The sequence below is a fragment of the Pseudomonas sp. GW821-FHT05H12 genome (genome assembly GCF_059419385.1).
Genome location: NZ_JBWKRS010000073.1, coordinates 1 through 10,184, shown reverse-complemented (window position 1 = coordinate 10,184; position 10,184 = coordinate 1). Strand labels below are relative to the sequence as shown.

Here is a 10,184-nt window from a genome sequence, read left to right as displayed (position 1 = left end):
ATCTTAGGCGCCCCGTTAAACACGCTGGCCGAACGCAGGCTTGAATCCGTGGGTAACCCGGCAGGACGCCGGGTTAGGCGCCCCGCGCCATGGATGGCGCGTGGCGGCGGCCCACGGATTCAAGCCGGAGTGAGGGCATGCCGAGCCTAAGCGAGGCACCGAGTGTTGGGGCGTGTACGGGACAACCACATGGGTTACAAAAAAGTGCATTCACATAGGTGACACTTTGATTGATACATAACCGTTCTTTGCGTCTCTCGCGTTCACGTGCCCAAGAATCACCGGTCCGAAGATCACATTCCACACCCCATCACCAATCATTTCCATTCCGATGGTCTGGTGACAGAGCAAATTTCCAACATACACCCGCATTCCACCTCGGTTGATGATCCCGCTACTATCGGCCAAGTAACTCTCGATATGGCTTGCATAGACCATCTCCGGTAACGTTTCTGGGTACATTCGAGTGGAAGGCGTATAGCAAGTGGCAGGGGTTTTCTGCCCAAGCGCCTCGTGGCCACGCTCGTAATTGTAGTGCTGTAGGAAACGATCAAAGTGACGCTGTTGGGCCTCCCAGGCAATTGGCGAAGGATGAGGTAATGTGCTTTTCAGTGTCCGATGCATACGTTCGTGCCGCCCATTCTGATCTGGGCGACCGGGCTCGATTCGCTCAGGAATGATCCCAAGCCTCATCCACCAGATCGATAGCTGTGATAGCCCCGCGCGACTGGTGCTGGCAAACGGTATGCCGTTATCAGTACGAATGCGTTCTGGCAGTCCGTATTCGCGGAAAACCCTCTCGAAGGTTTGCTGAGTTTCCTTAAAGTTGGTGCTGCCCATGCTCTGGCAGGCCAGTAAAAAACGACTGGCATGATCCATGATCGTCAGCGGATAGCACCAAACACCTGCCCCAGTCAGGTACTGACCCTTGTAGTCAGCGCTGAACAGCTGATTAGGATTTTCTGCCTTGCGTAAAGGCTTGGGGTAAACAGCCACGCTTCGACGCATTGGCCGAGGCGTGATCAAATCAGCGGCCTTGAGGATGTTGTAAATGGTCGTTTTCGAGGGCGGATCTTGATCCGGAAAACGCAGTATGAGGCTGTTCTGAATCTTCTTCGGACCGGGAATCGTCTCGCCAATTGAACGAAGCTCGATGATTGCCTGCTTCACCGCCATCGGCACTATGTAGTTTTGGTTGTGGCGGCAGCGACTACGCTCATCAAGCCCGCTAGGGCCCTCTGTTTCATAACGTCTGACCCATTTATACCCGGTTTTTCGACTGACCTCGTATTCCCGGCACAACTGGCTAAGGCTGTGTTTTTTGGACAGATAGTCGGCGATAAACATCACTTTAAGGTCCATAGGTTTCAGCTCTTTCCAGGGCATGGTCAGATCCTCGCGAAATCGACCCTGCCAGTTAAAAACTGTTACCTATGTGCGTGAACTGATTTGTAACCCATGTGGGTGAGTCATACCGGCGAAGGCCTTTTGCTTACTTTTGGGCCTTTCCAAAAGTGAGCCGCCGTAAGGGCGGAACCATAAGTAGCCGTTACCTAAATAACGGATATGTACACAGCCCTACTCAATCCCCACCTGATTACGCCCATTATGCTTGGCCGTATACAACCCCTTATCCGCCGCCATGATCAGTTGCCGGCAATCGGTCCCCTGCTGCGGGGTCACCGTCGACAAGCCAATGCTGATAGTCAGGCTGGAACCCTCGGCCGGGGCAATATGCGGAATCTTCAACGCCGCCACCGCCATGCGCAGCTTCTCAGCCACCAACCGCGCACCACCCGGCGAGGTGTTCGGCAATACCAGGGCAAACTCTTCACCACCATAACGCGCCGGCAGATCCGAAGGCCGGCTGCTGGCTTCACGGATGGTCGCCGCGACCTTGCGCAGCGCCTCATCACCTTCGACGTGGCCGAAGCTGTCGTTGTAGGTCTTGAAGAAGTCCACATCGATCATCAGCAGCGACAACTGGGTCTGGTCACGCATGGCACGGCGCCACTCCAGCTCCAGGTATTCGTCGAAGTGACGACGGTTGGACAACCCGGTCAGGCCATCGGAGTTCATCAGGCGTTGCAGCACCAGGTTGGTGTCGAGCAGTTGTTGCTGGCTGACCCGCAGCGCACGGTACGCCGCATCACGCTGCAACAAGGTCATGTAGGAGCGCGAGTGATAGCGAATGCGCGCCACCAGTTCGATGTTGTCCGGCAGCTTCACCAGGTAATCGTTGGCCCCGGCCGAGAACGCCGCGCTCTTGATCAGCGGGTCTTCCTTGGTGGACAGCACGATGATCGGGATATTGGCCGTGGCCGGGTGGTTGCGGTATTCGCGCACCAGCGTCAGGCCGTCCAGGCCGGGCATCACCAGGTCCTGCAGGATCACGGTCGGCTTGATGCGGATCGCCTGGGCAATCGCCTGGTGCGGGTCGGCGCAGAAGTGGAAGTCGATGTTTTCTTCGTGGGCCAGGCCACGCCGCACGGCTTCGCCGATCATGGCCTGGTCGTCGACCAGCAACACCATGGCGGCGTTTTCGTCGGTCTTGATGTCGTCGATCTGTAAATCATTCATGTGCAGTCACCTGAATTACTACCAGCAAGCCAGCACTGCGGGAGATCGCGTTCATTTTGCAAAGACCTCCATCAGTCGGGGCGCAATTCTATCCAGTGGGCGAATTTCAACAGCAGCGTCAATCGCCGCCGCCGCTTTGGGCATGCCATACACCGCCGAGCTCTGCTGATCCTGGGCGATGGTCAAATATCCTTGTTCACGCAGCAACTTGAGGCCCTGGGCACCGTCGCGCCCCATGCCCGTCAGCAGTACGCCGACGGCGTCACCGTCCCAGTGGCTGGCGACGCTCTCGAAAAACACGTCGATGGACGGCCGGTAAATCTCGTTCACCGGCTCTGCGGTATAGGCTAGCGTGCCATTTTTCAACAGGCGAATATGATGGTTGGTGCCGGCCAGCAACACTACGCCGCTTTGTGGCGGTTCGCCTTCGCGGGCCAGGCGTACCGGCAGGCCAGATGCGCTGCCCAGCCACTCGGCCATGCCCGCAGCGAACACCTGGTCCACATGCTGCACCAGCACAATGGCGGCCGGAAAGTCCCGGGGCAAACCCTTGAGCAGGATTTCCAGGGCAGCCGGGCCGCCCGCCGAAGAACCAATAGCCACCAGGCGCTGGCGTTTGCCGCCGGTGCGTTGGGGCGCGGTTTCGGCGCGCACGCGGCTGCCACGCTGGCCGATCAGCCAGCCAATATTGAGGATCTTGCGCAGCAACGGCGCCGCCGCATCCTTGGGGTTGCCCACGCCGAGCGCCGGGGTGTCCACCACGTCCAGCGCGCCGTGGCCCATGGCCTCGAATACCCGGCTCATATTGGCCTGGCGGTCGACCGTCACCAACAGAATGGCGCACGGCGTCTCGGCCATGATCTGTCGGGTGGCCTCCACACCATCCATCACCGGCATGATCAGGTCCATCAGGATCAGGTCCGGGGTCAGCTCGGCGCAACGCTGCACGGCTTCCAGGCCATTGTTGGCCACCCAGACGACTTGATGCGCGGGTTCGAAACTCAGGGCACGGCGCAACGCCTCCACCGCCAGGGGCATGTCATTGACGATCGCAATCCTCATGCCCGGGCTCCTCCAATCAGCTCGACCACGGCGTCCAACAGGGCGTCATCGTGGAAACTGGCCTTGGCTAAATAATAGTCGGCACCGGCGTCCAGTCCACGGCGCCGGTCTTCTTCGCGATCCTTGTACGACACCACCATCACCGGCAACGATTGCAGGCGACTGTCACGGCGCAGGAGTGTGACCAATTCAATACCGTCCATACGAGGCATATCAATGTCAGTGATGAGCAGGTCGAAGTCTTCGGACCGCAACGCGTTCCAGCCGTCCATGCCATCGACCGCAACGGCCACTTCATAACCACGATTAAGTAACAATTTGCGTTGCAGCTCGCGCACAGTCAGCGAGTCATCCACCACCAGCACGCGTTTGCGCGGCGCCTCGGTGGCCTGCTGGCTACGCCGGGCGATGCGTTCCAGGCGCCCGGTGTTGAGCAACTTATCCACCGAACGCAGCATGTCTTCAACGTCGACGATCAACACCACCGAGCCGTCGTCCAGCAACGCCCCGGCAGAAATATCCTGGACCTTGCCCAGGCGATCATCCAGCGGCAACACCACCAGGGTGCGTTCGCCGATAAAACGCTCCACCGCAATGCCATACACCGCATCGCGCTCGCGGATCACCACTACTTTCAGCGTCTCTTCATTGCTCTGCCCCGCCGGACGCTGCAACAACTGGCTGGCGGCAACCAGGCCGACATGCCGGCCCTCGTGCCAGAAGTGCTGGCGGCCTTCCAACTGCACAATGTCATCGGGCGCCAGGTCGCACATGCGTTCGATATGCGCCAGCGGGAAGGCATAGGCCTCTTCGCCGACTTCCACCACCAGGCTGCGTACCACCGACAAAGTCAGCGGCACCTCCAGGTGGAAGCGGCTGCCCTGCCCTGCCGTCTGCTCCAGCACCACGGCGCCGCGCAGCTGGCGGACCATATGCTGCACCGCATCCAGGCCCACGCCACGCCCGGACACTTCGGTGACTTTGTCACGCAGGCTGAAGCCCGGCAGGAACAGGAACGTCAGCAGTTCCTCTTCGCTCAGGCGCAACGCCGTTTCCAGCGGTGACAAGTGCCGGTCGACGATAGTGCCGCGCAGGCGTTCCAGGTCGACACCATTGCCATCGTCGCTCAACTCCAGCACCAGCAAGCCGGCCTGGTGGGAGGCGCGCAGACGAATCAGGCCTTCCGCCGGCTTGCCCGCCAATATCCGTTGTTCCGGCATTTCGATGCCATGGTCGACGGCATTGCGCAGCAAGTGGGTCAGCGGCGCTTCGAGCTTTTCCAGTACATCACGGTCGACCTGGGTCTTTTCGCCCTCGATCTCCAGGCGCACCTGCTTGCCCAGGCTGCGGCCCAGGTCGCGCACCATGCGCACTTGCCCGGCCAGCACATCGGCAAACGGGCGCATGCGACAGGCCAGCGCGGTGTCGTAGAGCACCTGGGCGCGTTGCCCGGCCTGCCAGCCGAACTCATCCAGCTCAGCGGTTTTTTCCGCGAGCAAGGCCTGGGCCTCGCTCAACAGTCGACGGGTATCGGCCAGGGCTTCCTGGGCTTCCAGGTTCAGGTCCAGCGTCTTGAGCTGGCCATCCAAAGTGTCCAGGGCACGTACACCCTGGCTCTGGATACGCTTGAGGCGCTGCATGCTCGCCAGGTAAGGCTTGAGCCGCTGGGTTTCCACCAGGGACTTGCTGGACAAATCCAACAAGCTGTTCAAGCGCTCGGCAGTGACCCGCAACACGCGCTCGCCGCCTTCGGTCATGCGCTTGTTTTGGCGCGCCGGTTCGCTGCTGACCGGTGGCGCCGGTTCTGGCTCCGCGGGCAGCTCCTCAACAACAGGCGCCGAGACCGGCGCCGGCTCGGGCGGCGGGGGTGCAACGGTTGGCACCGGCGCCTGGGACGGGTCGAGCAAACGCTCCATCAGCGCGACATAGGCTTCAATGTCTGCCGGCCCCACATCGTTGCCGGGGGTGGCGATGCGCATCAGCAGGTCGGTGCCTTGCAGCAGCGCATCGATATGTTCAGGTTGCAGGTACAGGCGGCTTTCCTGGGCACTGACCAGGCAGTCCTCCATCACGTGGGCCACGCTGACCCCGGCGTCCACCCCGACAATCCGCGCCGCGCCCTTGAGCGAGTGCGCCGCACGCATGCAGGCTTCAAGCTGGTCGGCCTGGGTGGGGTTGCGTTCCAGGGCCAGCAGACCCGCGCTCAACACCTGGGTCTGCGCATCGGCTTCCAGGCTGAACAGTTCCAGCAGCGAGGCGTCGCGCATCTGGTCGGGGGTCATGTGAGGCTCCGGGTCACGGCAGACAACAATTGCGCCTCATCCAGCCAGCGCAGGCTGCGGCCTTTCCACTGCAACACACCCTGGGTGTAACGCGCACTGGCCTGGGTGCCCGAGGCCGATGCGACTTTTAGTGTGCGTTCGTCGATGGCATGGATACCGTCGACTTCATCCACTGGCACTACCACCGGGCCATCCTGCGCGGCGATGATCAACATGCGTGGCATGACGCGTCCGCCCGTGGTGCCGGGGCTTGTGCTGTCCAGGCCAAGCAATTCCACCAGCGACAGGCACGCCACCAGCGCACCGCGCACGTTGGCCACGCCGAGCAAGGCACGGGAGCGTTGGTGCGGCAGGGAGTGAATCGGCTGCAACGGCGCCACTTCCACCAGGCAGCGGGTGGCGATACCCAGCCACTCCTCGCCGAGGCGGAACATCAACAGGGAACGCGTGACCACATCCGTGGCCACTTCGGCCTCGGCCTGGGGGCGGCGGTCGTCCTGTTGCAGGGCATAACGGTCCAGCAGGCGCGTGGCCGCCGCCGAATACACCGCGCAGTTACGGCAGTGAATGTGCTCCGCCAGCAACGGGCAGGACTTGTCACCGTGGATGCCGATGCGGTTCCAGCAGTCGTCGATGGCTTGGGTGTCGGCCAGGGTCAGGTCCAGGCCTGCGGTATCGAGCGCGTCGGGGCTACTCATCGTTTGGACTCACTGTCAGCTCGCTCGCTACGGGCGGCCCGCGCCTTCAACCGGCGTGCCCCCGCACTGTCGCCCTGGGACTCGAGCAACGCGGCCAGGTGCATCAAGGCCTGCGGATGCTGGGGTTCCAGGTACAAGGCTTTTCGGTAATACCCCTGGGCTTCCAGGGCGCTACCGGCCACATCGCTGAGCAGCCCGAGCCAGTAGAACACCTGGGCGGCAGGCGGGTGGTTGCTTAAATACTGTTCACACGCCGCACGGGCCTCGGCACTTTTGCCTTCGTTGGCCAGGGTGGCGATCTGGCTGAGCAGGTTACCCGCATCGGTTTGCGCGGTTTTGATCGGCGTCACGGGGGGCGTGACGAGGCTGAACGGGCGTGGCTTGGGCGCAATCGGCGCGGCACTGCGCTGCTGCGGCACTGGCGCGGGCATCGGCACGAACACCGGCTCGGCCTTGACCGGCTCCGCATGCCGGCTGAACGCGAAAGACTGCGGCACGCCAATCGAGCGCATGCCGTGGCGCCCCAGCAGGCTGCCCTCGGCCGGGCCGATAAACAGCACGCCGTCCACATGGGTCAGGCCCTTGAGCACGTCGAACACTTGTTTCTGGGTGGGCTGGTCGAAGTAGATCAGCAGGTTGCGGCAGAACACAAAGTCGTAGGTGGGCTCGTTGGCCAACAGGGTCGGATCCAGCAAGTTGCCGACTTGCAGGCGCACTTGCTCGCGAACACGGTCGTCGATGCGGTAGCCATCGGCCTGTTCGGTGAAGTGGCGCTCACGAAAGCCAATATCGCCACCGCGAAACGAATTCTTGCCGTACACCCCACGCCGGGCGCGCTCCACCGACAGCGGGCTGACGTCCAGGCCCAGCACCTTGAATTGGTGCGGCGCCATCCCGGCATCCAGCAACGCCATGGCGATCGAATAGGGTTCTTCGCCGGTGGAACAGGGCAGGCTCAAAATGCGCAAGGCGCGCATCTGCTTGATCTCGGCCAAGCGCGCCACCGCGAGCCGGGCCAGGGTGGCAAATGATTCGGGGTAACGAAAGAACCAGGTCTCGGGGACGATCACCGCTTCGATCAGCGCTTGCTGCTCATCATGGGAGCTTTGCAGGTGCTGCCAGTACTGGTCGGCCGTCTGCGTTTGCAGGGCCTGGCTGCGCTGGCGCACCGCACGGTCGATGATCGCTTCACCCACCGAGGCCACGTCCAGGCCGATGCGTTCCTTGAGGTAGGCTGAAAAGCGCGGATCGCTGCTCATAGGCTCAGCTCGGCAGAAAACAGCAGGGTACGCACGTCGTCGTTCAACAAGTCGTTGACGCCGATCCATTGCATCAGGCCCCGGGCATCTTCGCGCACCGGGCCCAGGTACGGCGCCTGCGGGTTATCCAGGCCGTAGGGCTGGAACTCGGCGGGGTCGCAACGCAGGGTGTCAGTGGCTTGTTCCAGAATCAGCCCCAGCCAGCGGGCTTCGAGCCACGGTTGCGGCTGATAGTTGACCAGCACCAGGCGAGTGCTGGTGCGGGCCTGGGCGGCAGCACCGAACGTGAGGGCGCTGAGGTCGATGACCGGCACCAGCACGCCCCGGTGGGCAAAGATTCCCGCCACCCACACCGGCGCATGGGCGATGGGTTTGAGGGGCAGGCGAGGCAATACCTCGGCCACTTCCGTGGCCTTGAGGGCATAGCGCTCCTGGCCGATACGAAACACCAGGTACAACGCCTTTTTCGCTGCCGGGACGGCGCCGCGTTTAGCCGCGAGGTCGCTCATCAGACTTTGAAACGCGACACGCCGCTGCGCAGACCGACCGCAACCTGGCTCAGTTCATCAATAGCAAAGCTGGCCTGGCGCAGCGACTCCACGGTCTGGCTGCTGGCATCGCCCAACTGCACCAGCGCGTGGTTGATCTGCTCGGCACCGGTGGCCTGGGCCTGCATGCCCTCGTTGACCATCAACACCCGCGGCGCCAGCGCCTGGACCTGGTGGATGATCTGCGACAGCTGTTCACCCACTTGCTGCACTTCAAACATGCCACGGCGGACTTCTTCGGAGAACTTGTCCATGCCCATCACGCCCGCCGACACCGCCGACTGGATCTCGCGCACCATCTGTTCAATGTCGTAGGTGGCCACGGCGGTCTGGTCGGCCAGGCGCCGCACTTCGGTGGCCACCACGGCAAAGCCGCGCCCGTACTCACCGGCCTTCTCGGCCTCGATGGCCGCGTTGAGCGACAACAGGTTGGTCTGGTCGGCCACCTTCACGATGGTCACCACCACTTGGTTGATGTTGCCGGCCTTCTCGTTGAGGATCGCCAGCTTGGCGTTCACCAGGTCGGCGGCGCCCATCACCGAGTGCATGGTTTCTTCCATGCGCGCCAAGCCTTGCTGGCCGGAACCGGCGGCCACCGAGGCCTGGTCGGCGGCGGTCGACACTTCGGTCATGGTGCGCACCAGGTCCTTGGACGTGGCGGCAATCTCGCGGGACGTGGCACCAATTTCGGTGGTGGTGGCAGCGGTTTCGGTGGCGGTGGCCTGCTGCTGCTTGGAAGTGGCGGCAATCTCGGTGACCGAGGTGGTCACTTGCACCGAGGAGCGCTGGGCCTGGGACACCAGGGCGGTCAGCTCGGTCATCATGTCGTTGAAGCCGGTTTCCACCGCGTTGAACTCGTCCTTGCGCTCCAGGTTCAAGCGCTTGCTCAGGTCGCCGTCGCGCATGGTGCCGAGGATCGACACGATGCGCTGCATCGGCGCCATGATTGCGCGCATCAACAGCAGGCCGCAGAGGCCGGCAGCGAGGACGGCGAACGCCAGCGACACAAACATGCTGACCTTGGCGGCGGCCACAGCGTCATCAATGGCATTGGTCGCACGGTCAGCGACGTCCTTGTTTTCAGTGATGATGTCGTTGAGCTTCATGCGCCCTGCCGTCCAGGCGGGCGTGAGGGTGGTGTTGAATTCCTTGCGCGCAGCGGCGAGGTCATTGCGTTGCAGGCTGTCGAGTACCACGGCCAGGCTCTTGTTGTAGGCCTGGTGCATGGCTTCGAATTTATCGAACTCGGCCTGATCGTCACGGCCGTTGATGGTTTTCTGGTAGTTGGCCATCTGCGTCAGGATGCGCGCTTCATAGGACTTGAAGTCGGCCTTGTCGGTGTCGGTCAGGCCCTTGTCGTCACGCAGGCCGAGCAATTCCAGGGTCTGCAGGTAGCTGTCGACCCAGGCACTGCGGATCATCGAACTGAGGTAAACCCCCGGCACCGCGTCATCGCGCACCGCCTCTTCGCTGACCTCGATCTTGAGCAACCGTGAATAGGAGACCACAACCATTAACAGCATGATGGCGATAATGACCGCAAAGCTTGCCAAGATCCGTTGGCGCAAGGTCCAGTTCTTCACAGTAATTCCTCGAAGGGCCGATCAAATGCCGGGGAGTATAGCTGAGCAGAAGCCCTCATTTATCAATGGGTTTTGATGTAGCGATCACAGAAAGCAAATGTGGGAGCGGGGGGGGGGGGGGGGGGGGGGGGGGGGGGGGGGGGGGGGGGGGGGGGGGGGGGGGGGGGGGGGG

General features: G+C 62.2%; 8 protein-coding genes. All 8 read right to left on the bottom strand.

Going from position 1 to position 10,184, the window contains the following annotated elements; genetic code table 11:
* Positions 1-210: 210 nt before the first annotated feature.
* On the bottom strand, positions 211-1,386 hold the full coding sequence (locus tag AC07SU_RS30455) for an integrase core domain-containing protein (RefSeq protein WP_176999489.1): 1,176 nt from the start codon (positions 1,384-1,386) through the stop codon (positions 211-213).
* A gap of 192 nt (positions 1,387-1,578) precedes the next feature.
* The gene (locus tag AC07SU_RS30450; RefSeq protein WP_176994790.1) at positions 1,579-2,580 is read right to left on the bottom strand and encodes a response regulator; all 1,002 of its coding nucleotides are present in this window, start codon (positions 2,578-2,580) and stop codon (positions 1,579-1,581) included.
* A gap of 51 nt (positions 2,581-2,631) precedes the next feature.
* On the bottom strand, positions 2,632-3,642 hold the full coding sequence (locus AC07SU_RS30445) for a chemotaxis response regulator protein-glutamate methylesterase (RefSeq protein WP_494999215.1): 1,011 nt from the start codon (positions 3,640-3,642) through the stop codon (positions 2,632-2,634).
* Complete coding sequence (locus AC07SU_RS30440) at positions 3,639-5,924, bottom strand: hybrid sensor histidine kinase/response regulator (protein WP_494999214.1); 2,286 nt, start codon at positions 5,922-5,924, stop codon at positions 3,639-3,641. Before AC07SU_RS30440 ends, AC07SU_RS30445 begins: the two co-directional genes overlap by 4 nt.
* Positions 5,921-6,622: a chemotaxis protein CheW gene (locus tag AC07SU_RS30435; protein WP_494999213.1), complete on the bottom strand. Its 702-nt coding sequence runs from the start codon at positions 6,620-6,622 to the stop codon at positions 5,921-5,923. The genes AC07SU_RS30440 and AC07SU_RS30435 overlap by 4 nt, the downstream gene beginning before the upstream one ends.
* The gene (locus AC07SU_RS30430) at positions 6,619-7,881 is read right to left on the bottom strand and encodes a CheR family methyltransferase (RefSeq protein ID WP_494999212.1); all 1,263 of its coding nucleotides are present in this window, start codon (positions 7,879-7,881) and stop codon (positions 6,619-6,621) included. Before AC07SU_RS30430 ends, AC07SU_RS30435 begins: the two co-directional genes overlap by 4 nt.
* Positions 7,878-8,390, bottom strand: coding sequence for a chemotaxis protein CheW (locus tag AC07SU_RS30425; protein ID WP_494999211.1), 513 nt, complete (start codon positions 8,388-8,390; stop codon positions 7,878-7,880). Before AC07SU_RS30425 ends, AC07SU_RS30430 begins: the two co-directional genes overlap by 4 nt.
* Positions 8,390-10,012 (bottom strand): methyl-accepting chemotaxis protein, encoded by a 1,623-nt coding sequence (locus AC07SU_RS30420; RefSeq protein ID WP_494999210.1) that lies wholly within the window; start codon positions 10,010-10,012, stop codon positions 8,390-8,392. The genes AC07SU_RS30425 and AC07SU_RS30420 overlap by 1 nt, the downstream gene beginning before the upstream one ends.
* Positions 10,013-10,184: the final 172 nt, after the last annotated feature.